25 protein-coding genes are annotated in these 20,775 nt (G+C 47.2%); 12 read left to right on the plus strand and 13 right to left on the minus strand.

Features of this window, described 5'->3' with window-relative positions; genetic code table 11:
• The 10 genes from LKD71_RS00530 to LKD71_RS00575 form a co-directional block, all read right to left on the minus strand.
• The gene (locus LKD71_RS00530) at positions 1 to 780 is read right to left on the minus strand and encodes a ParA family protein (protein ID WP_022426985.1); all 780 of its coding nucleotides are present in this window, start codon (positions 778 to 780) and stop codon (positions 1 to 3) included.
• A 241-nt stretch (positions 781 to 1,021) separates the two neighbouring features.
• On the minus strand, positions 1,022 to 1,234 hold the full coding sequence (locus tag LKD71_RS00535) for a hypothetical protein (protein ID WP_227613942.1): 213 nt from the start codon (positions 1,232 to 1,234) through the stop codon (positions 1,022 to 1,024).
• The gene (locus LKD71_RS00540; RefSeq protein ID WP_227613943.1) at positions 1,213 to 1,680 is read right to left on the minus strand and encodes a VRR-NUC domain-containing protein; all 468 of its coding nucleotides are present in this window, start codon (positions 1,678 to 1,680) and stop codon (positions 1,213 to 1,215) included. The genes LKD71_RS00535 and LKD71_RS00540 overlap by 22 nt, the downstream gene beginning before the upstream one ends.
• A 112-nt stretch (positions 1,681 to 1,792) precedes the next feature.
• Positions 1,793 to 2,590 (minus strand): transglycosylase SLT domain-containing protein, encoded by a 798-nt coding sequence (locus LKD71_RS00545; RefSeq protein WP_227613944.1) that lies wholly within the window; start codon positions 2,588 to 2,590, stop codon positions 1,793 to 1,795.
• 43 nt (positions 2,591 to 2,633) lie between these two features.
• Complete coding sequence (locus LKD71_RS00550; protein WP_022426980.1) at positions 2,634 to 3,542, minus strand: rolling circle replication-associated protein; 909 nt, start codon at positions 3,540 to 3,542, stop codon at positions 2,634 to 2,636.
• Positions 3,543 to 3,751: 209 nt separating this feature from the next.
• Positions 3,752 to 4,753 (minus strand): DNA cytosine methyltransferase, encoded by a 1,002-nt coding sequence (locus LKD71_RS00555; RefSeq protein ID WP_227613945.1) that lies wholly within the window; start codon positions 4,751 to 4,753, stop codon positions 3,752 to 3,754.
• Between the two features lie 294 nt (positions 4,754 to 5,047).
• Complete coding sequence (locus LKD71_RS00560) at positions 5,048 to 5,377, minus strand: hypothetical protein (RefSeq protein WP_227613946.1); 330 nt, start codon at positions 5,375 to 5,377, stop codon at positions 5,048 to 5,050.
• Between the two features lie 15 nt (positions 5,378 to 5,392).
• A complete protein-coding gene (locus tag LKD71_RS00565) occupies positions 5,393 to 5,596 on the minus strand; it encodes a hypothetical protein (protein ID WP_055218444.1) in 204 nt (67 codons plus the stop codon).
• Positions 5,593 to 5,913: a hypothetical protein gene (locus LKD71_RS00570; protein WP_005422897.1), complete on the minus strand. Its 321-nt coding sequence runs from the start codon at positions 5,911 to 5,913 to the stop codon at positions 5,593 to 5,595. The genes LKD71_RS00565 and LKD71_RS00570 overlap by 4 nt, the downstream gene beginning before the upstream one ends.
• A 49-nt stretch (positions 5,914 to 5,962) precedes the next feature.
• Entirely contained in the window at positions 5,963 to 6,163 is a 201-nt protein-coding gene (locus LKD71_RS00575; RefSeq protein WP_022426977.1) for a helix-turn-helix domain-containing protein, read from the minus strand.
• A gap of 309 nt (positions 6,164 to 6,472) precedes the next feature.
• Between LKD71_RS00575 and LKD71_RS00580 the strand changes: the two genes are divergently transcribed.
• Positions 6,473 to 7,252: an adaptor protein MecA gene (locus LKD71_RS00580; protein WP_178046124.1), complete on the plus strand. Its 780-nt coding sequence runs from the start codon at positions 6,473 to 6,475 to the stop codon at positions 7,250 to 7,252.
• Between the two features lie 77 nt (positions 7,253 to 7,329).
• Here LKD71_RS00580 and LKD71_RS00585 read toward each other — a convergent pair whose 3' ends face one another.
• On the minus strand, positions 7,330 to 7,554 hold the full coding sequence (locus tag LKD71_RS00585) for a DUF1858 domain-containing protein (protein WP_178046123.1): 225 nt from the start codon (positions 7,552 to 7,554) through the stop codon (positions 7,330 to 7,332).
• Between the two features lie 442 nt (positions 7,555 to 7,996).
• On the opposite strand from LKD71_RS00585, the gene LKD71_RS00590 reads away from it, so the two are divergent.
• The 9 genes from LKD71_RS00590 to LKD71_RS00630 all read left to right on the plus strand — a co-directional run bounded on the left by LKD71_RS00590 (position 7,997) and on the right by LKD71_RS00630 (position 16,907).
• Entirely contained in the window at positions 7,997 to 8,239 is a 243-nt protein-coding gene (locus tag LKD71_RS00590; protein WP_178046125.1) for a hypothetical protein, read from the plus strand.
• 167 nt (positions 8,240 to 8,406) lie between these two features.
• Positions 8,407 to 10,095 carry a glycosyl hydrolase family 18 protein gene (locus tag LKD71_RS00595; RefSeq protein ID WP_227613947.1) on the plus strand — a complete coding sequence of 563 codons (1,689 nt, stop codon included), beginning with the start codon at positions 8,407 to 8,409 and terminating at the stop codon, positions 10,093 to 10,095.
• A gap of 131 nt (positions 10,096 to 10,226) precedes the next feature.
• Entirely contained in the window at positions 10,227 to 10,937 is a 711-nt protein-coding gene (locus tag LKD71_RS00600) for an N-acetylmuramoyl-L-alanine amidase family protein (RefSeq protein ID WP_227613948.1), read from the plus strand.
• A 16-nt stretch (positions 10,938 to 10,953) separates the two neighbouring features.
• On the plus strand, positions 10,954 to 11,688 hold the full coding sequence (locus LKD71_RS00605) for a hypothetical protein (protein ID WP_227613949.1): 735 nt from the start codon (positions 10,954 to 10,956) through the stop codon (positions 11,686 to 11,688).
• Between the two features lie 93 nt (positions 11,689 to 11,781).
• Positions 11,782 to 12,480 carry a 5'-methylthioadenosine/adenosylhomocysteine nucleosidase gene (locus tag LKD71_RS00610; protein ID WP_227613950.1) on the plus strand — a complete coding sequence of 233 codons (699 nt, stop codon included), beginning with the start codon at positions 11,782 to 11,784 and terminating at the stop codon, positions 12,478 to 12,480.
• Positions 12,481 to 12,837: 357 nt separating this feature from the next.
• The gene (locus LKD71_RS00615) at positions 12,838 to 13,695 is read left to right on the plus strand and encodes a hypothetical protein (protein ID WP_227613951.1); all 858 of its coding nucleotides are present in this window, start codon (positions 12,838 to 12,840) and stop codon (positions 13,693 to 13,695) included.
• Positions 13,696 to 13,924: 229 nt separating this feature from the next.
• Positions 13,925 to 15,274 carry a glucose-6-phosphate isomerase gene (locus tag LKD71_RS00620; RefSeq protein WP_227613952.1) on the plus strand — a complete coding sequence of 450 codons (1,350 nt, stop codon included), beginning with the start codon at positions 13,925 to 13,927 and terminating at the stop codon, positions 15,272 to 15,274.
• A 66-nt stretch (positions 15,275 to 15,340) separates the two neighbouring features.
• Positions 15,341 to 16,270: a D-2-hydroxyacid dehydrogenase gene (locus LKD71_RS00625; RefSeq protein WP_227613953.1), complete on the plus strand. Its 930-nt coding sequence runs from the start codon at positions 15,341 to 15,343 to the stop codon at positions 16,268 to 16,270.
• Positions 16,271 to 16,283: 13 nt separating this feature from the next.
• Entirely contained in the window at positions 16,284 to 16,907 is a 624-nt protein-coding gene (locus LKD71_RS00630; protein ID WP_227613954.1) for a hypothetical protein, read from the plus strand.
• A 144-nt stretch (positions 16,908 to 17,051) separates the two neighbouring features.
• Here LKD71_RS00630 and LKD71_RS00635 read toward each other — a convergent pair whose 3' ends face one another.
• Both LKD71_RS00635 and LKD71_RS00640 read right to left on the minus strand, forming a co-directional pair.
• Positions 17,052 to 17,333: a hypothetical protein gene (locus LKD71_RS00635; protein ID WP_178044811.1), complete on the minus strand. Its 282-nt coding sequence runs from the start codon at positions 17,331 to 17,333 to the stop codon at positions 17,052 to 17,054.
• Entirely contained in the window at positions 17,299 to 18,654 is a 1,356-nt protein-coding gene (locus LKD71_RS00640) for a serine hydrolase (RefSeq protein ID WP_227613955.1), read from the minus strand. Before LKD71_RS00640 ends, LKD71_RS00635 begins: the two co-directional genes overlap by 35 nt.
• A 220-nt stretch (positions 18,655 to 18,874) precedes the next feature.
• Here LKD71_RS00640 and LKD71_RS00645 point away from each other — a divergent pair, with 220 nt between their 5' ends.
• Entirely contained in the window at positions 18,875 to 20,131 is a 1,257-nt protein-coding gene (locus tag LKD71_RS00645; RefSeq protein ID WP_227613956.1) for an AfsR/SARP family transcriptional regulator, read from the plus strand.
• Between the two features lie 18 nt (positions 20,132 to 20,149).
• The gene (locus tag LKD71_RS00650) at positions 20,150 to 20,581 is read left to right on the plus strand and encodes a hypothetical protein (RefSeq protein ID WP_227613957.1); all 432 of its coding nucleotides are present in this window, start codon (positions 20,150 to 20,152) and stop codon (positions 20,579 to 20,581) included.
• Positions 20,582 to 20,775 lie beyond the last annotated feature (194 nt).

A 20,775-nucleotide genomic window follows, 5' to 3' on the forward strand; every position in this document is an offset into this window, starting at 1 on the left:
CTATCCCTCCATATCTTTCAGCAGCTCCGTCACAACGTTTCGATAGTCCTGCGTAACAATGCAATTTTTAGAAAACTTCGGAAGTGGCACGCGCTGCATGGTTGCCTTTTCCGCAATGATGGATCTTCTAACAGCCGTCACGAAGCAATCCTGTCCAGATGATTCTTTCAGCCACGCTTCCACCTGAAGGCTTGTCTGGTTCTTCTGCCGCATAGTCATTAAAATCTTCATGCGAATCCTGTTATTCAGGCTTCGCAGATCTTCCAGCTGTTCATCCATGTTTGCGATTGCTTCAATTTCAAATCCGCCGATCTTAACCGGAAGGATCACAAGATCTGTCGCCACCAGAACATTCGTCACGGTCATATCCAGCAGCAACCCGCAATCAACTACGCAATAATCATATACATCCTGTACTTCCAGCATTGCAGCCGCAAAGCGAAGGATCTGATCTTCTTTTTCGTTCAGCAGCAGATTCATGTTAGTCCGCATTAAATACCCATTCGCTGTGATGATGTCAATATTGTGATACGGTGTTGTCTGGATCAGGTCTGTTGTCTTGTAAGATCCTCCGACGCTTCTGTGTCTTTCCAGTAATTCGGACATCCCGATCCCTTCCGGTTTGTATCTATCGTACAGCATTGATACATTGCCCTGCTGATCCGCATCGACCAGCAACACCTTCTTTCCCTGTTCTTCTCCCAGCAGGTAAGCGATCGAAGCCGCCGTCATTGTTTTGCCGATCCCGCCTTTCTGGTTCATAATTGCGATTGTTTTCATGATGTGTACCTCCTATTTCACAATTTTGAATTTTTTTCTGTTTCTTTTTGCCTGCTCCTCTGTGATGATATATTCATCGCATTCCTGTTTCCATTTATCCGGATTCTTCGTATCTCCGTCATACCATCTGCACTCATCGCATACGAAGCAAGGTTCTTTTGCTTCTCCGGTGCAGTTGTCTATCGTTTCCACGCTGTTCGCACAGTGATTGCATATGCAGCCGCCGCAAGAAAAAGCGTAATCACTTCGCTTCATAGTATTCGTTATACTGGCAACGCTTGCACTTTCGATCCAGCTCCCCGTCATCTGCATTTCTGCATCCGGTACATTCTCCGCGGCTGCTGATCACTGCTTCCTTGAATCCGAATTTTTTCTGCCTTTGCGCCAGTTCGCAGTTCTTCAGTGCTTTCCTTGCCTGTTTGGATCTTTCTTCTACTCTTTGAAAATAATACATTTCACTTTCCCGTTCTTTCTAATCATCAGGTTCTGTTCTGACATTGTATCTTCTCTTTTTCCAGCATCAATTTTCTTCAGGTTGATATATTCTTGCAGCACCCGGATCGCTTCTTCTGCCCCATAGCAAACTGTGCAGTAATGTCCTGCTGCCGCCAGTGCCTTCAGCATTTTCTTCTGGCTGTCTTCCAGTCTTCCGGTATCGTATTTCATTTCAATGTACAAACCGTTGTACATTCCCATCGGAACCGGAAGACACAGATCCGGAATCCCAGCTTTCACGCCCATCTGTTGCAGTTTCACCGCTTCTGCTTTGTTGCGGCTCCCCCCATTCGGGCAATGATGCAGCAGTTCCAGTTCCGGATGTGCGTTCTGGTTCCATCGCGCCCAGTCCATGACGCTCATTTGCTCTGTATCCTCGTTTCTTCTTGCGTATCTTCGATTCACTCTTCTTCCTCCTTGCATATGTTCCAATATTTGCAGAACAGGCAGCAGTGATGGCATTGCTGGATCCTGATCATACGGATCATGTGCTGGATCTTCTTTGCGATGCTCCTGATCATCTGCGTCCCTCCTCTGCTTTCTTTTTCTCTTTCTTCAGCTGTTGCGCTCGATCCATAATCTTCGTGTTGTATGTATACTTCACAACGCCCTGATCCCACAGATTCGCTTTTGCGCCCCGCTTCCCGTAGTTATAAACTGCCAGTGTATAGTACGGAAGATCTTCATCTGATACTGTTCCACGAAGATCGTTCTGTATTTCTGACAGATAATTCACGCCAACCAACACATTCTGATATGGATTCTTCAGGTCATACGCTCCCAATTCTTCCATCCTTTGCATGTGCCATTTTTCCGATACCTGCATCAAACCGATTGACGTTCCATTGTCGCCTTCAGCGTCCCATCTGCATCTGGATTCCTGTTCGATCAATGCAAAAACCATTTCATAATCGACGCCATTCTGTTCACATACAATGTATGTGTATACCTGAATGATCGTCGGTAACTCTCCGCCTGCTGCCTTGCATTCTTCAGATATTTCATGATAATAAAATCCTGTCACTTGATCGCTCCCCCAGTCCTGCGACATTGTATTCCACGGAAAATCATATGTACCATACAGACTTTTGCATCCATATACATCCGTCATGTCTGTCTGCTCCACTGGATCCTGCCGATCATACAATTCTTCGATCTGCTCCTGCTGCTGCCGGATCTCCTGATCCCACGCCTGCACCTGCTTTTCAAATTCGTGCATTTGTATTGTCAACACCAACAGAAAAATGATCAGCGGCATCGCAAGCATTGCCGGATTCCTTGCAATGAAATCCCATGCAGCACATACGATCTTCAAAGTCTTCCTGATCAGTCTTTTGATCTTTCTTCGTGCCGTTCTCCTACTTCTTGCCCTTGTCATGTGCCGTTCCTTTCCTCAACCGCATCCGCCCGTATATGTAGAACCTGCCGTTGAACGTGTTATATTTCACTTCTGCTTCAGCAAAATCATATTTATCGCCATACCATTTCATCAAATGATCGCAGACATTCAGATCTCCTTTTACGATCCTGTCCACATCCTTCTGTTTCGTTTTGTAATGATTGACTTTTTCTTTCGGTTTCCGCAGTCCCTTTGATGCACACCATGTCTTTTGATACTTGCCTTTTTTGCTTTTCTCTTTCGTGATGTACCTTGCCATTCCGACCAGACCGTTTTCATCCCTCTGAAGCCTTCTGATCTCATTTCTTTTTCCAAGATTCCAGACCGCTTCAACTGTGTCCATATCCACATCGCCATCCATAACGATGTGATGATGCCAGCGTCCTTTTTCACTGCATTCTGTGACATACACATATCTTGCATTGCTCAATCCCTGCTTCTTTCGCTGGTAATTCAGTCGCCTGATATAGTTCTGCATGTTCTTCGTTGCCACTTCCATCGAAGCAGGCATATTGTCATCCGTGTATGTGAATGTCGCCCATATATCTCTATCCGTGAAGTTCTCACCGATCACCCTTTCGCACATCTTTTTACTGTTTTTATCGTTCAGATTCTTCTGTGCCTGTCTTTGCCTTTTTCTTTTCCCTTCATCCGGGATCTGATCTTTCTGTCCCTTTGTAAACTCTGGATAGATTTCCACTTCCAGCTGATCGCCTGATCGGATCTCCTTCGTTGCATAGATGCTTTTCACCTTGCCTTCCTTCAGGATCCTTTCTTCGTTTGCTTCCTCCATCTTATCCAGACTATTCTTGTATGCTGCTTCATAGTCGTAAGGGACATATACAGCCTTCCTTCTTTTCTTTCTCATTCCCTTTACTTCCTTTAGTTGAATTGTTAGTATCCATTACAAGGTCGCTTTAGGAAGTCCAGAAAAGCGCGGATTCATTGACTTTTCAGGCTGTCCGGTGTACAATATCTTCGATGTGTACTATGGTTTTCGGGCATCGTCCTGAAGCCACCGTGAAGCCTTCTGGTGCCGCCAAGCATACCAGAAGGCTTTTATATTACCCTGCTTTTCTAACGTCCTGCATCGCCTTCCTGACGTTCACTGTCATCCTTCTTTGTTTTCTCCTCTCTCAGAATTATCTTTCGGAAGATGCTTTCAAATATCGGAACCGCTATGCTATTCCCCGCCTGCTTATACAGTGTCATGTAATATCTTCCTTTTCTCTCATGTACAGCTTTCGCAGTTTCAAATTCTTTGTCTGTATATCCCATCAGTCGCCAGCATTCCCGTTCTGTCAAGTATCGGTATCTTCCTGATCCACAGTCAATCACCTGCGCTGGTGTTCTATCCTGTCGCGTTGTAATCGTATAAGCAAAGTCTTTGATCACTGTCGCCCTTTTTATCCCAGACGCGCCGATCACGTTATATACAGATGGCTGTGTGACGTTATATACTTCCGGAACGTTTTCGTTATCTTCCAAAAATTCGCTGATTTTACGCATAGGCGTCCTGATCAGGCTTGTGAAATCAAATTTTTCACCATTCAGGCAACTGATCGTGAACACTCTTTCGCGTGCTTGTGGCAGTCCGAATTCTCTTGCATCTAAAACATCGTAATTATTTGTATAGCCCATTCGTTCCATCTCTTTTTGATAACGCACAAAATTCGCGATCATATGTTTCGATGTCACATTTTTCACATTTTCCCAGATTACATATTTCGGTTTCCATTCTCCCATCTGGTCAATGATGTGAATCGTTTCCCACATCAAACTCGATCTTGTTTCGCTTCCTTCGTCTGCCCCTCTTTGATGTCCGGCTATGCTGAAATCTTGACACGGACTTCCATGTATTAAAATGTCCGGCTTCAGATTCCATCCCACAACAGACTGTGTTTTGTATAGCAGTTCTTCACTGAACATATTGTTATAAGATCGGACTGCTTTTTCATCAATTTCAACGTAGTCGATCGCTTTTGTTGGTATCTTCAGATTTCGCAATGCACATCGCGGGCTTCCTATTCCTCCGAATAGTTCCAAAATCTGCACTGGTCTTTCTTCTGTTGCTGTCATCTGTCCATTTTCCTTTCTATGTACCGCCTTTCGGCATAATCAATCTGCGCTGATCAGCGCAGTCATATATATCACCACACCCCTTCCGGCAACATCTGACGCTGCGTTGTTGCTTTTCGCATTAAAAAGCATCTGAAAACCTGTTGAACATCCGCATAGAATTCTGGCAGTCTATGCCCGCCGCTATTTTTCCACAGTGTTCATCGGACGGCTATCAGCTTGCCATCGTCAGCGATCACGTTGCCATCGTGACCGGACGGGGCTTGCGCCCCGTTTCGGCTTCTATCCTCTGAACTATTCTTCCCATTGATAAGATGTGCAGGCTATGCATCTTTTGCATCTTTCCATCGGTTCGTCCGATACCACGCTTGCAAATCCCATACATGTCCCGTCACTATCCCTTCCTGCATTCCCGATCTTGCGTTGCAAACTACATGTCCGGATCCGTTCTTTTATCCTGCACTTCTTGCAAACGATTTTCTTTCCAACCGTTCCCCCTCTTCTCCTCGTGTATTCTGCCGCCCATGCTCTACTAACTCCTGTATCATTAGATTTCCAGCCCATGATCCACTCGCCGCATGCATCGCAATATACGTCCGTTTCTACTGTTCTTTCGATTGCCATTTTCATGTCCTTTGCTTAATAGTCATAATCAATATTTTCATCTGCTTCCGTGTAATACTCCCCGTCATAGCCTTTCGCCATTAGCTGATCGTAGCAGTCCCAGCAAACCAATCTGAACGGGATCCCGTTGCAGTCCCGTGTGAACTGCATGTCACTTCGTTGCACCTGATGTCCGCACACGGGACATGTCCGGATGTCAGTCGATCTTTTCTTTGTCACTGTCGTTCCTCCTCTCTGTTCTCTTTCATCAGCCAGATAGTTTCATCATCGTTGCAAATTCCGAAGTATTCATCTGTCCGTGTAAAGTTGAATTCAATTCCATAAAACTGTCTGATTGCTAACTTGAAAACTTCCCATCTATCCTGACAGCTTTTACAGGTACGATCCCAGTATCCGAAGCCCAGTCCCTGATCCGGATCGCCAATTCCCGGCGTCGCTTTTCTTCTTTCTTCCAGTGCCTGATCCCACGCCTTAATCGTTTCTTCCAGTTCTCCGCCCATTTCTGTCATCATAAATTTTTTAATATTCAGCTTCATATTCTTCCGCCTTTCATATGTACTTCCCCGATCCTTTTCGGGGAACAAATTATATTGCCTTCTGTGCCATGTCTGCGCTGTACTGCTTTCGGTTTCCATTTTCTGCGCCACCTCTTTTCAGTTCGTGGTAGATGGTGGCTCTGTGAACGTCCATTGCTTCCGCTATCTCTTCTGCACGCTTTCCCTGTTTGCACATCGCTTCAATGGCTTTTCGGTCTTCATAATTCAATCTTTTATATTTCCTTGCCACGTTCTCATTCTCCTTTCCTTTGTAAATAAAAAATGCGGTAAGAGTTTTTAAGCTCTACCGCATTCTGCTTTTTGTGTAAAAAAATAAATGCGGCAGAGGTTTAATACCTCTTGTCGCATTTAATTTTAAAACTTATAATTTTTTTAATCTTTTTCCACTCATTTACTTTACACAAAGCGCCAGAACGGTATATAATGATATAACCAGTTTAAAAAAAATAAAATAAAAAGCAAGGCTATGCAAGCTTGCTTGCAATAGACTGGATTTTTATTTGTCTCAACTTTTCTCAAAAAGTCAGGATGTGATAGAATGAAAATTGAAAAAATCAACGACAATCAGATACGCTGCACCCTCACAAAAGAAGATCTTTTAAGCCGGGAGATCAAACTGAGCGAGCTTGCTTATGGCACAGAGAAGGCAAAGAGTCTTTTCCGCGACATGATGCAGCAGGCCGCCTACGAATTTGGTTTTGAGGCAAACGATATTCCTCTGATGATCGAGGCAATCCCTCTTTCCTCAGATTCCATCATACTCATCATCACGAAGGTGGAGGACCCGGAAGAGCTGGACACCCGTTTTGCCAAGTTTTCTCCCCAGCAGCCGGGCGATACGCCCTTTGGCAGCTCCCCCATCGCTTCCAAGCTGGAAGGCGCCGATGATGTGCTGGGTCTTTTCAACAAGATCCGCAATGCCAAGAAAAAGGCAATGGAGCAGTACAACGCTGAAAATACCACCGAGGAAACTGCGGAGAAGGAAGCGCCCGAAACCGCTCCAGCCGACACCGCAGCCTTTAATCTGACAAGGCTTTACCGGTTCCGGGATCTTGATACCGTGATCCGCGCCGCCCATATTCTGGAGGGCCATTACAACGGAGAAAACAGCCTCTACAAGGACCCGCTGACCAGAGAGTACCATCTCATCATCAGCAAATCCGGCCACACACCGGAGGAGTTCAACAAGATCTGCAACATTCTCTCCGAGTATGCAGGCAACCGGAAATATGTGCCCACGATGCGTGCCTTCTATCAGGAACACATGGAAATCATCGTGAAAGACGAGGCGCTGCAGAAGCTGGCGCAGCTGGCATAAGAAACGAAAGCGACATAAAAAACGGGAAGAAATCTCCATCTGAAAGATTTCTTCCCGTTTCTGTTTTCAAAGATAAATTACTCAGCTTTTGCTTCCTGAGCCTGGCTCTCAACGAAAGCGTTTACTCTGGTGACGAGCAGATCCGGCTCGATGCCGTGAACGTATGCAGCCTCCTCAACAGACTCCATCTGAGCGGACGGGCAACCGATGCAGTGCATTCCTGCTGCCATCAGTACTGCTCCCATATCCGGTGCTTCATTTAAAATATCTCCAATGATCATTTCTTTGCTGATTTTAATCATGATCGTGTACCTCCTTATTGATTTTGTCACAGATATTTTTCATTATAATCTCTTTCTTTGTTTTTCGCAAGGGACAAAAGAAAGAAATAAAGATTAAAAAAATCAAAAAAACGCTTGCAAAACAGAACTTTGTATTGTATAATAACCCGTAAGAGATTTGAAATGGACCTCTATTTATATTCTATTATATTCTGTGAGAGATATCCTCTCGCTTATTCCAAGATTTTTTTACAACTGAACAGACAATGACAAAATGACCTTCAGCCCCGCTCCAGCTCTGTTTTTTTCTATTTTCCGTTTCATTTCTCTTGATACAAAAGAAAACCGCTTTGTATGGAAATGGAACCGTCAGCCTGCAAAAATACAAGCCATTTTTGGACTGACAACAGGAAAGTAATATATCACAGAGAGCACATCCATTTTCGGCGGTGAAAAGAAAGGGGTGAGACCGATTTCAGGAAAGCACCGTGACGAGCAGTTTAAACTGTACAGCGAACTTTCCTATTATGACGGAGCAGGTATCCAACTCTGGCTGGACGGTGTACCCAGTACGCCCGAAGAGATTGCCAGGGCATGCTGCGCCAGAGAAGGAAACAGTTACATGCGGGATTACATCAGAAACGCTTCTGATAAAGTAACAGATATCGCCTTCGACTGCATCGACAAAGACGAAAAATCCAGGTGAAAGCGTCCCCTTCGCAGACAGACTTGGTAAATTATTCTGATGAAAGTCGAATTTGGTCGTTTCGCAGCAGTCTCTAGTATGATATAATGAGAATTGCGGAAGCTGCTTTGCAGCGGAGCAATTCGTAGGTACAGATATAAAGATAACAGGGGCTGGAGGTCGAACGAATGAAGAAAAAAATACTGCCCGTAGTGGCAGCAGCGGTACTGATCGTAGTTCTTGCGGCAATTCTGATTGTCAGCAAAGTTGTAGATAAATACATTCCCACAGACGAAAAGATGGACTCTGCGGAATATTACGGAATCACCGGGGAAGGCCAGGTGCCCGTGATCCTTCAGGATAAAGTGGCAGGCGAGATGAGCATGCTGGTGGATGGTGTGCCCTATCTGAATTATAACACCGTGAAAGACAGCTTAAACAGCCGTTTTTACTGGGATTCCACGAATCAGCTCATGCTCTATACCACGCCAACGGATGTAATCAAGATCCCGGCAGGCGGAGCGGAATATACGGTTTCCGACGAGGCAGAATCCTTTGATCAGATCATTGTGAGACTGGAAGGAGAGGTGCCTTACATCGAGGCAGATTTCGTGAAACAGTACACAAATATGACTTATGAGACGCTTCAGGAGCCGGATCGTATTCTCGTGACTTACAAATGGGGAACGATCCAGCAGGCGAAAGTCAAACGCGACGAGAACGTCCGCTATCAGGGCGGTGTCAAGAGCCCGATTCTGACATCAGTAGCTAAAGGCGATCTGGTGACAGTCCTGGAACAGCTGGAGAACTGGACCAAGATTGCCACGGCGGATGGTTATATTGGTTATGTGAGAAACAAAAGGCTGGGTTCTGTGACGGAGACGACGATTTCCAATGAGTTTACGGAGCCGGAATACACGAGAATTAAGAAGGATTACACGATCAATCTCGTATGGCATCAGATCAGCAATATGGATTCCAACTATGCTTTATCCTCGGACATCGAGTCCATGACCGGCGTCAACACGATTTCTCCCACCTGGTTTTCAGTAGCCAGCAAGGACGGAACCGTTTCTTCCCTGGCAGACAGCAGCTATGTGGAGACAGCTCATGAGAAAGGCCTGGAAGTCTGGGGCCTGGTGGATAACTTCAACCAGGAGGTGGATATGAAGGAAGTCCTGACCAACACCACAGCCAGAGAGAAGCTGACGACGCAGCTGATTGAGGCGGCTCTGGAGTACCAGCTGGACGGCCTGAATATTGACTTTGAGAATCTGGGCGAGGAACTGGGAGACGCTTACATTGAGTTCCTCCGTGAACTCTCCATTCAGTGCAGAAAGAATAACCTGGTACTCTCCTCAGACAATACGGTTCCGAGAGACTTCAGCGCTTACTATCAGCGCTCAGAGCAGGCAGAGGTCGTGGATTACTTCATTATTATGGGCTACGACGAGCACTATGTAGGCTCCGATCCGGGTTCCGTTGCCTCCCTTTCCTTTGAAAAAGAGGGCATCGAGTCCACGATCGCGGAGGGCGTTCCGGCGGATAAGATCATCAGTGGTGTGCCTTTTTATACGAGACTCTGGAAGACGGATACCAGCGGGGAAGTTAGCAGCGAGGCTATCGGTATGAATACGGCGGATTCCACGCTGGAGGCGAACGGTGTGACAGCCAACTGGAGCGACGAGACCAGTCAGGATTATGCGGAATATCATGATCCGGACGGCGCGCTCTACCAGATCTGGTTGGAAAATGAGGCTTCCATGGAGCTCAAAGCCAAGCTCATACCGGAATATCAGCTGGCAGGAATTGCGGCCTGGAAACTGGGATTTGAGCGGTCCAGCATCTGGGATGTGATCAGTACAAATATCAAATAAATAGAAGGGGAGCGCTTCGCGCGGGATCAGAAGACTGGTTCTGCACGGAGGCTCCCCGTTTTTGTTCTAAGAAGAAAAGGCTCTCTCATACACTGGAAAGACTGGATATCGTGAAAAAGGAGCCGGAAAGCGTGAAAAAAATCAGTATGGAGACCATTCTTGGGGTGCTTCTTTTTGCCGGGCTGGGCCTTTTGTTCACCCGGGGTATACAAAAGACAGCCGGGGAGGCCGTGACGGAAGAAAAACAGGCGGCCGTGACCGCTACGGTGGTCATCGACGCCGGCCATGGCGGAAGCGATCCTGGAAAGATCGGCATTAACGGAGCCCGTGAAAAAGAGGTGAATCTGGCCATTGCGGAGGAGCTGAAAGCCTGTCTTGAGGAGGCCGGAATCCAGGTGGTCATGACTCGGTCCGATGCAGGCGGCCTTTATCAGGAATCAGATGAGAACAAAAAACAGGCGGATATGCGGGCCCGCTGCGCGATCATTGACGAGGCCGGAGCGGAGCTGACTGTCAGCGTCCATCAGAACAGCTACCCGGCAGAATCTGTCCGGGGGCCCCAGGTTTTTTATCATGCGCAGTCTTCCGAAGGCCAGAAGGCGGCGGCCTGCCTCCAGGAAGCCCTGAATCAGGAACTTTCCATCACGCGGCCCCGGGAGATCAAAGCCAACAATACCTATTACATATTGAAAAAAACAAAAACGCCGGTGGTCATCGCCGAGTGCGGTTTTCTTTCCAATTATGAGGAAGCGGAAAAGCTGACCACGAAAGACTACCAGAAACAGGTGGCCCATGCCCTTTGCAGCGGGATTCTGGCCTATCTGGAAGCCTCCGGCGGATAAAAAGGAGAAATTATTTATGAGAAAACACCTGAAAAAATACAGATTTTTCATGATTGCTTTATGGGCACTCTGTCTTTTTGCCGTCCTGCCTTTCGGAAACGTTCGTGCGGCAGCGGTAAAGCCTTCCTGCACAAAGACAAAAACGGTCTATTTCCAGAAGCAGACTTTCCATGATCCCATGACCCGGAAAAACATCGTCTCCTATGATCTTCTGGGCACGGGGGAACTTGCCCTTGGCAATCTCTCCTCCAAAGCAGTGATTACCAACCTCAAATCCAGCAACCGCCATATTGAAGCGGTGGCGGACGTTCCCTATAAGAAGATCTATCTCTCCGCCAGTTCCCTGAAAAATGGGGAAAAGACGGTCTTAAGTTTTACCGTGAAGCAGAACAGGAAGACTTACCGTCTCTCCTGCAAGGTGACTTTCCGCACGGATTTTGTGAAAAGCGCGAAGCTTGGAGCGCTTGATCTTACCAGGAAACTGAACCAGTCAACAGGGGCAGTGCGTATCAAAACCGCTCAGAAGAAGGCAAGGCTCCTGATTACCCTTCCTTCCGATTATAAGGTCGTAAGCATCCGTTACAACTACAAAGGCCAGGAGACCGGCCCCGTCTGGAAAACGGCGAAGAAGCTGCAAAATGGAGGCGTCTTTCCTATTGGAAAGGACACGGTCCTGATGGTCGAGTACGCGCCCAAAAGTGGAAAGAGCCTCTACAACCGCTCGTATATCCTTCATATCAATCGCGTCTGACTCTGTACAAACCCCTGAAATTCAGTTATACTGAAAGCTGTCACGAATAGACGAGTGAATCAGTAAGGAAAAATAGATAAAGGAGAGTTTTACATGAGTACAGTAGGTATCATCGGAGCGATGGAAGTAGAAGTAGAGACCCTCAAAAAGCACATGAAGGTGAGAAGAACCGTAAAGAAAGCCCATATGGAATTTTGTGAGGGCGTTCTCGGCGGAAAAGAGGTTGTTGTGGTAAGAAGCGGCATTGGAAAAGTTAATGCGGCTGTCTGCACCCAGATCCTGGTGGATGATTTTAAGGCAGATACCGTCATCAATACCGGTATCGCAGGTTCCCTGAAGGCAGAGATCAATATCGGAGATATTGTGGTTTCTACTGATCTGGTTCATCATGATATGGATGCCGTGAATTTCGGCTATCCGCTGGGACAGATTCCTCAGATGGACACCTTTTCTTTCAAGGCAGATGAGAGACTCGTGGAACTGGCTGAGAAAGCCTGCCATGAGGTAAATCCTGAGATTCAGGTATTCCGCGGAAGAATCGTCAGCGGCGATCAGTTTATCGCAGACAAAGAGGTAAAGAACCGCATCACCGGGAACTTCCAGGGCTACTGCACCGAGATGGAAGGTGCAGCCATCGCTCAGGCCGCTTACTTAAACGACGTTCCCTTTGTGGTACTTCGTGCCATCTCCGATAAGGCCGATGACAGCGCCAGCATGGATTATCCGACCTTCGAGGCCCAGGCCGCAGAGCATTGCGTGAAGCTGGTTGAGCATTTCCTGGAGCTCATCTAAGGTTATTCAGCCATTTCTTCAGGTACCTGAACCCCTTTTCGAGGCGCTTTTTGTCAAACGAAAATGCTTGCAAAAGTTTTGGGATGGATTATAATGGCCCTACGACCGGGGCATGATATCCGCTGCCCGCGGGGCAAGCTTCCGCATCAGAAGAAAGACCGGCTCTTCTGGTGCAGGACAATCACATTTCATATAACTGTTCAGTACCTTCACAGTTACGAGCAAAAATCCAACAAAAATCGCCTTCGGCGATGGGATTTTTGCGTGCAACCCTCGGGATTTTGGCATATTCATGCCAAAACACCTCGCGGGACAGTGGCTCCTGAACAGTTACCGCATTTCAAAAGGGGGATTCATATGTTACAGACAGTGATGCAGCAGAACTTACTGTTCTATGGAATCGGGATTCTTTGCTTTTTCGGTGTGATAAGCCAGATCTGGCTCTGGGGGATCTACAGCAGGATGATAAAAGATATGGAAAATGAGCGGGCAGCCAAAGGAAAGTTTATCCGTCAGATCCGGCAGAGGTATGGCCTCCTGAAGAGAATGGGAGACGGAAGCGTCAATACCCGGGCTTTTCTTGAGAGGAGCCTTTATCAGTACCGCCATCTGGGCCGGACGTTGCATCAGTGGCGGCGGACAGGCGCTGTGGCTCTGGTTCTGAGTCTGATTCTTGGCCTTGTGGGCTATTATTATGCGGGAAATCTTCGGATGGGAGCGGCCCTGCGGCAGAATTATCTCTGGGCTATGGGCATTGCAGCGGCAGTTATGGGCCTGCTCTATGGTCTTACGGACGTCCGTTACCGCCGTTCCTATCTGGAGACCGGCCTTCTTGATATGCTGGAAAACAGCGGAAACACGGCGGCAGTTGTGAAGAACGGCAAACAATCCGCTTCCCCGGAAAAAGGTCAGCCGGCCCTTTCCGAGGAGAGCAAACAGGCGAACGGCAGCCGGGAGCAGAGTTTTGCTCCTCTTGAGACGGCCGCTGCGGCAGCGGACAAGCTTCCCTTCCGAAAAAATAAAAAGGCAGCCGTCAAAATGCAGCAGGAAAAGAAGGATCTCAAGGCAGATCTCTCACGGATTCGTGCCTCCGTAGGGGAAGCAGCGGCCGGTGCGGAGGCGGAGAAAGAGCGGAAGGCAGAAATCCTCAAAAACATGGACCCGGCGGAGCAGGAACGTATCATACGGGAGGTGCTGAAGGAATTCCTATCGTAACTGTTCAGTATCTTCACAGTTACGAGCGAAAATCCAATGAAAATCGCCTTTGGCGATGGGATTTTTGCTGCAACTCTCGGGATTTTGGCATATTCATGCCAAAACACCTCGCGGGATAGTGGCTCCCGGATAGTTACTCTCTCGCTAATAAATAGACTTGAATCTGTGCGGTAAGTTTGATAAAATAAGGAAAAGTGGTAAGTATATAATTCACAAAGGAGTAATGGACATGGAAAACAGAGTTACATTTGACTATTCAAAAGCAATGCAGTTCATTGGCGAAAATGAAATTACTTCCATTAAGGCCATCGCTGAGACCGCCAAAAATATCCTGGTGGAGAAAAGCGGCGCTGGAAACGACTTCCTCGGCTGGATCGACCTTCCGGTGAACTATGATAAAGAAGAGTTTGCAAGAATCCAGAAAGCTGCCGACAAGATCAAAAACGACAGCGACGTTCTGGTAGTGATCGGCATCGGCGGTTCTTACCTGGGAGCCAGAGCTGCCATCGAGTTCCTGCGTCATAGCTTTTATAATAACCTTCCGAAAGAGGTTCGGAAAACGCCGGAGATTTATTACTGCGGAAACAGCATCAGCAGCACCTATCTCCAGCATCTGATCGATGTGATCGGCGACCGTGATTTCTCTGTAAATATTATTTCCAAATCCGGTACCACCACAGAGCCGGCCATCGCTTTCCGTATCTTCAAGGAAATGGCTGAGAAGAAATATGGTAAGGAAGAGGCAGCAAAGAGAATTTATGCTACCACCGACAAGGCCAAGGGAGCCCTGAAGAATCTGGCAACAGAGGAAGGCTACGAGAGCTTTGTTGTTCCTGATGACGTAGGAGGCCGTTTCTCCGTACTGACCGCTGTAGGCCTTCTTCCGATCGCTGTCAGCGGCGCTGATATCACCAAACTGATGGAAGGCGCAGCAGCAGGAAGAGAGAGAGCACTGAACGCTCCCTTCGAGGAGAACGACGCAGTCCTCTACGCAGCAATCCGTAACATCCTTCACAACAAAGGAAAATCCGTTGAGATTCTGGCAAACTATGAGCCGAGCATGCATTATGTTTCCGAGTGGTGGAAACAGCTGTACGGCGAGTCCGAGGGTAAAGACCAGAAGGGTATTTTCCCCGCATCCGTAGATCTGACCACAGATCTTCATTCCATGGGTCAGTTTATCCAGGACGGCGCGCGTATCATGTTTGAGACTGTTGTAAATGTGGGCGAGCCCAAAGCCACCATCACCATCGGCAAAGAGCCGGTAGACCTTGATGGTCTGAACTATCTGGCTGGCAAAGATATGGACTTTGTCAACAAGAGTGCCATGAACGGCACGATTCTTGCCCATACGGATGGTCAGGTGCCCAACCTGATGATCAATGTCCCGAAGCAGGATGAGTACACTCTCGGTGAGCTGTTCTATTTCTTCGAGTTCGCAGTAGGCGTCAGCGGCTACATGCTGGGAGTAAATCCCTTCAACCAGCCGGGCGTTGAGAGCTACAAGAAGAATATGTTTGCTCTCCTTGGCAAACCGGGCTACGAGAAAGAAAGAGAAGAGCTCTTAAAAAGACTGTAATTGAAAAAAACAGGAGGGTGCGGCAGGGTTGTCTTGTCGTGCCCTTCTTTAAAAAACGGGAGAATTATGGAGATTGTTTTTCTAGAAAAAGGTTCTCTGGGCAATGATCTGGATCTCAGCTATTTTTCAGAGCTCGGACATGTGACCTTTTACGAACTGACAAAGCCGGAGGAGGTTCCGGAGCGGACCAGGGATGCGGATGTGATCATCGTCAACAAGATTCCGATGAATGAAGCGACTCTTTCCGGTGCATCCCATCTGAAACTGGTGGCTCTCACCGCCACCGGCATGAATAATATCGATTTTGACTATACCAATTCCCATGGAATCCAGGTAAAAAACGTGGCAGGCTATTCCACGAATGCGGTGGCGCAGCATACCTTCGCCCTGCTTTTCTATGTGCTCCATCGGCTGGCTTACTATGACAACTATGTAAAGTCAGGAGCCTACTGTACGAATCCCGGTTTTTCTCATTTTGATGAAAAATTCTCCGAGCTGGACGGGAAGACCTGGGGGATTGTCGGTATGGGAGCCATCGGTCAGCGGGTAGCGTCCATTGCCGAGGCCTTTGGCTGCCATGTGATCTATTATTCTACTTCCGGAAGAAATACGGATCAGCCCTATGAACGGGTGGATTTTGAGGAGCTTTTGAAGCGCTCCGATGTGATTTCCCTTCATGCGCCGCTGAATCCGGACACCGAAGGAATTATGAACCGGGAAGCCTTCCGGAAAATGAAGAAAAGCGCTTTTCTGGTGAATGTAGCCAGAGGCGGCCTTGTGGTGGAACAGGATCTGGCGGACGCCCTGAAGGAGGGAGAGATCGCCGGAGCCGGATTGGATGTCCTCTGTCAGGAACCTATGCGTCCGGAAAATCCTCTCTTTGCCATCAAGGACAGCAGAAAGCTGATTATTACGCCGCACATGGCCTGGGCTCCGGTAGAAACCCGGGAAAGGCTGATGAGGTGTGTATATAGAAACATAGAAGAGATAAAATAAGGAGGATGAGACTATGGCATTTTTTGATGAACTGAGCAAGAAACTTTCCGGCGTGAGCCGTGTGGCCGTACGGAAAGCAAAGGAAGTAACTGACATCGGAAGCTTAAAACTTCAGATCGCTGACGAAAACCGCAAACTGAGCAAGATCTACGAGAACCTGGGAAGAGAATACTATGATAAATTTCAGGATGATGTAGCTGAGGAGCTGGCCGAGCTCGTGAGCCAGATTAAAGACAGCAATGACAAGATTGCAGGTCTTCAGGATGAGATCAGCAGAGTCGAGGCTGAGAGCGCTGCCCGAGCAGAAGAAGAGCGTGTTCGCAGAGAAGCAGAAGCTCAGGCGAAAAAAGAGTCTGTGGCAGAGGCAGAGATGCGCGTTGTAGATGAGGACGAGGAAGAAGAGGCTAAAAAAAACGGCGAAATGACCGAGTCCGAAGAAGAAATAACTGGCGAAACGGAAGCCGGGGAGACCGAAGACGCAGCAGAAGATGAGGAAGCTTACGAGACAGAGGATGAAGCTGTAGAAGCTGACGACGAGGCTGCCGAGGAAGTCTCCGAAGAAGAGCCTGCCGAGGAAACATACGCCGATGAGACCGAAACCACCGAAGAGCCGGAAGAGAAATCCGAGTGGTTATAAGCCGAGATAAGGATTGTATACAAGAATGAGAATTTAATTACAGATTGTATACAACATGTTTTGGGGTAACATATGCATGGATAAACATTACTTAACACAAACAAAAAACCGGAATGACGACCAACTGCCATTCCGGTTTTTATCTTAAAGATCATAGGAATCGTCTTCCTCGATCACCTGTATCTCCAGATAATCAAAAGGAATTTCCTCGATAAAACTGTCTTTTCTGAAACGGGTTTTGCTGTGGCGCTGAAACTCCGACACATTGGAGGAGAGCCAGATGGGCTTTCCCAGATCAAAGTCATAGCAGATTTCTTCCAGAGCCTGAAAGATCTTATGGGTTCTGGTGTCTTTCGCATCATTTTCCACAACCGTATCTTTTAATAAATGATTATCCTTCCAGATCTTCCCCCACATCCGAAACATCTGAGGAACCTCCTTCCGTTTCTGATTCTGTCTCATTTTCCGTTGTCACGGTATCTGCTTCCTGAAAAAATTCATAGACCTTTCCAGAGACTGCGCGGATATTTTCCACCGCTGTGTCCTCGTCGGTGAGATCCGTGGCCATAACGCAGATGATATAATCCCGGTAGGGCGTGTATACAATCGAGACATCGTTCTGGGTGTTGTCTTTTTCACCGGTCTTATTGGCGGTCTTGATCTCGGAAGGGATACCGGCGGGAATTTTCCAGGTGATATCCTGGTTCAGAAGATAGCCCTCCAGCTGGCGGGAAGCCAGGTGACTCACCATGTCGCCATCATAGATTTCTTCCAGGAAACGGCCGCAGTCCTTGACGGAGGTGACGTTGACCTCATCCCCGTACCAGAGGTTGGAATCCTCCAGACCGTTGTACTGATGGGTGTCCGTAAAGTCGTGTTCCTCGATAAAATCATTTACTTTTTCCATGCCATCTCTGTGGTCGTGGGAATCGCTGAGATAACGAACCAGCTCATTGGCGGCCTCGTTGTCGCTGAGGCTGATCATATCGCTCAAAAGCTGATCGATGGTGTCTGTCTCTTCCAGTTCCTGACTCTGGATTTCCTCCAGAACGGCTCCGGCTATGTAAAGTTTGATCAGGCTTGCGGAATCCTGGGGTCTGTCATTGATGGTGAGACTGATTCCACTTTTCAGATCCTTCACATAGATGGACCAGGAACCCTCGTAAGTATCGATCATCTCATTCAGATCTTTTTTCAGATTTTTGAAAGAAGGAACGAGAAGATACTGGGAGGTCAGATAATATTTTAATTCAGAATCCTTCTCCGTTGAACGGGTTTCCGTACGGATGCCCTCGGAAGCAAGTTCGGATTCCTCCTCCGGGGTGACTCCGGGAGTCTGGGACTCGGTTTCTGTTTTGGATTCCGTTTCTGTCGTTATCTCCGTTTCTGTTTCCGTCGCTGTCTCGCTGGAAGTTTCGCTCCCGGACTCGGTTTCCGTCTCGTTTTCTGTTTCCTTTTTCAGAGGGGTCTTTTTCTCTGTAGATTTTTCTGTGGAAAGCGTAGTCTTTTTGCTGGAATTTTTCACAGGAACTTCGGTTTCTTCTTTCGTTTCCGTCTCTGTTTCAGCAGTTGTTTCCTTATTTATAATATCTGTCTCGGGAGCTTTCTCCTTTGTATTCGGTGATGCGTCTGCCTGCAGGGAAGCGCTCGCTTCCGTTGTCCGGTCCAGGGTTACTGCCCCTTCATACATGAGGACCGCGGCCGCAGTTACCGCAGAGATCCGTATCAGTCGTTTTGCCAGATTCATAGATGCCCTTGCCTTTCTAAATGGACGTATCTGATGTTGCCTCATGCCATCATACAATAAAAGGGACGAAAAGTAAATAATTTTTGCAAACAGTGAGAAATATGAGAGGATCTTGTGGTATAATCTGTGATAAAAAGGGAATAAAAATTTCTACAGTAATACTTGTTAACTGTATAGATGTACAATGTTATTATCTGTTTAAATAACGGAGGATAATTCAATGGAAGAAGAGATTTTGAAGGTACGGATGCTGGGAGGTTTTTCAATGGTTTATCAGGAAAAAACACTGGTGTTTGGCAGAAATTACATATCAAAAAGCACACAGCTTCTGCAGATTCTGTTCCTTCACCTGGAAAAGGGGATAGCGAAGGAGCGGCTTCTGGAAGAGCTGTATGGTCGGGATGATGTGGAGAACCGGAACGGCAGCCTGAACAATACGATTTTCCGGTTGAGAAAGCAGCTGGAGGCGGCAGGTCTGCCCGAAGGCAAGTATTTTTACCTGAAAAAAGGAATTTACTATTGGGATTCCGTGATTCCTGTGGAGACAGACCTCTCTGTTTTTGAAAAAAAACTGGAAGAAAGCAGAAAAGAGACCGACGAAGAGAAAAAAACGGAGCTTTTAAAAGAAACCTGTGCTCTGTATACCGGAGAGCTTCTTCCGAATATGACCGGAGAAAACTGGGCAGCAGTGGCAAATATTCATTATCGGGATCTTTATTTCGAAGCACTGGAAGAACTTTGCACCATTCTAAAGGAGAAACGCTATTATGAGACGATCTACCAGCTGACCACAACGGCGGCAGGAATGTATCCCTTTGAAGAGTGGCAGCTCTGGCGCATCGACAGCCTGATAGCCATGAACCGTTATCAGGACGCCATGGCCATTTACAAAGAAGCGACGAAACATTTTTTTGATGATCTGGGACTTCCGCCTTCCGAGGAGATGCTGGAGCGCTTCCGGCTCATGAGCGACCGGATTCAGCAGTCCGTGGGGGCGCTGGAGGAGATCAAGAAAGGCCTTCGGGAAAAAGAAGAGCAGAAGGGGGCCTATTACTGCTCTTTTCCGAGTTTTATTGACATTTATCATGTGATCAGCCGCATGATGGAGCGAAGCGGGATCTCTGTCTATATCATGCTTTGCACGCTGACGGACAAAAATGGAGAGATCCGTATGGGAACCGATCGGAATAGGGAGGCTTCGGAGGCCTTAAGAGTTGCGATCTGCAATTCTCTCAGGCGCGGAGATTTTTACACCAGATACAACGAAAGCCAGTTTCTGGTCATGCTTTCCGGGACGACTCTGGAGAACTGCCAGGTGCTCTCGGCCAGAATTGACCGGAATTTCAGAAAAGAGTTTAACGGTCATTTCCGGATCAATTACTATATGGCTTCTGTGGCAGAACTCCGGGAAGAGAAGGACGGGGAAACGCTTTCCTTTCATTCGGCGGCAGACTGTTGGAAGATCAGTCAGAAATAACAGGAGAGACACATTTATATGGAAGAAATTCGATTCAATCTGGCTGCACCGGATCTCCTCTGTATCTGTGTGGACGACAGACAGTATGGAGAGAACAGCGGAAGGGTGTATTGCTGTTATTCCAGGGAAGCAATGTATTTTGCCCATGAATATCAGCTGATAAAAATAATAGAAAGACTTCTGGACCGCATCGATTATCCTCAGTCTTCGGTGAAGATCCGTAGTTTTCAGGAGAAAGAAGAAAAGCGGCTTCTGAAGCCGGAAAAAGTCCTGGAGGGCCGCGAGGTGGCGAACCACAGCGGAAAACTTGATACGTTTCTTGTACATATTAAGTACCGGCAAAACGCGACCTGGCAGGGAGAGATACGCTGGGTAGAAAAAGGGAAAAATGTCTCTTTTCGCAGTGAGTTAGAGCTTTTGAAGCTCATGGATAACGCGCTGGAAATGTAGTGTACTGTCCCATTCATATTTCGTATAATGAGACAGTACACCAGTGATACGATAAAACTCTTTCAAAAGGCACAAAAAAATATGAAAAATAGCATAGACGAAAGAGGTTAAGAAAGAGTATATTTGGTATAATTGACGAAATAGAAAAGTTTCTATAAACAGAGAACCAGATGGGAGGATGGGTGAGATGCTTG

The organism is Fusicatenibacter faecihominis (assembly GCF_020686945.1).
Taxonomy (GTDB): Bacteria; Bacillota; Clostridia; order Lachnospirales; family Lachnospiraceae; genus Limivivens; species Limivivens faecihominis.

Excerpts from the sequence above, each read along its gene's own strand:
- LKD71_RS00630 (WP_227613954.1), top strand. The coding sequence starts at position 16,284 with ATGGCATTTTTTGATGAACTGAGCAAGAAACTTTCCGGCGTGAGCCGT.
- LKD71_RS00595 (WP_227613947.1), top strand. The coding sequence starts at position 8,407 with ATGAAGAAAAAAATACTGCCCGTAGTGGCAGCAGCGGTACTGATCGTA.
- LKD71_RS00650 (WP_227613957.1), top strand. The coding sequence starts at position 20,150 with ATGGAAGAAATTCGATTCAATCTGGCTGCACCGGATCTCCTCTGTATC.
- LKD71_RS00610 (WP_227613950.1), top strand. The coding sequence starts at position 11,782 with ATGAGTACAGTAGGTATCATCGGAGCGATGGAAGTAGAAGTAGAGACC.
- LKD71_RS00615 (WP_227613951.1), top strand. The coding sequence starts at position 12,838 with ATGTTACAGACAGTGATGCAGCAGAACTTACTGTTCTATGGAATCGGG.
- LKD71_RS00645 (WP_227613956.1), top strand. The coding sequence starts at position 18,875 with ATGGAAGAAGAGATTTTGAAGGTACGGATGCTGGGAGGTTTTTCAATG.
- LKD71_RS00635 (WP_178044811.1), bottom strand. The coding sequence starts at position 17,333 with ATGTTTCGGATGTGGGGGAAGATCTGGAAGGATAATCATTTATTAAAA.
- LKD71_RS00550 (WP_022426980.1), bottom strand. The coding sequence starts at position 3,542 with ATGAGAAAGAAAAGAAGGAAGGCTGTATATGTCCCTTACGACTATGAA.
- LKD71_RS00605 (WP_227613949.1), top strand. The coding sequence starts at position 10,954 with ATGAGAAAACACCTGAAAAAATACAGATTTTTCATGATTGCTTTATGG.
- LKD71_RS00640 (WP_227613955.1), bottom strand. The coding sequence starts at position 18,654 with ATGAATCTGGCAAAACGACTGATACGGATCTCTGCGGTAACTGCGGCC.
- LKD71_RS00570 (WP_005422897.1), bottom strand. The coding sequence starts at position 5,913 with ATGAAGCTGAATATTAAAAAATTTATGATGACAGAAATGGGCGGAGAA.
- LKD71_RS00560 (WP_227613946.1), bottom strand. The coding sequence starts at position 5,377 with ATGGCAATCGAAAGAACAGTAGAAACGGACGTATATTGCGATGCATGC.
- LKD71_RS00535 (WP_227613942.1), bottom strand. The coding sequence starts at position 1,234 with ATGTATTATTTTCAAAGAGTAGAAGAAAGATCCAAACAGGCAAGGAAA.
- LKD71_RS00580 (WP_178046124.1), top strand. The coding sequence starts at position 6,473 with ATGAAAATTGAAAAAATCAACGACAATCAGATACGCTGCACCCTCACA.
- LKD71_RS00585 (WP_178046123.1), bottom strand. The coding sequence starts at position 7,554 with ATGATTAAAATCAGCAAAGAAATGATCATTGGAGATATTTTAAATGAA.
- LKD71_RS00620 (WP_227613952.1), top strand. The coding sequence starts at position 13,925 with ATGGAAAACAGAGTTACATTTGACTATTCAAAAGCAATGCAGTTCATT.
- LKD71_RS00530 (WP_022426985.1), bottom strand. The coding sequence starts at position 780 with ATGAAAACAATCGCAATTATGAACCAGAAAGGCGGGATCGGCAAAACA.
- LKD71_RS00555 (WP_227613945.1), bottom strand. The coding sequence starts at position 4,753 with ATGACAGCAACAGAAGAAAGACCAGTGCAGATTTTGGAACTATTCGGA.
- LKD71_RS00625 (WP_227613953.1), top strand. The coding sequence starts at position 15,341 with ATGGAGATTGTTTTTCTAGAAAAAGGTTCTCTGGGCAATGATCTGGAT.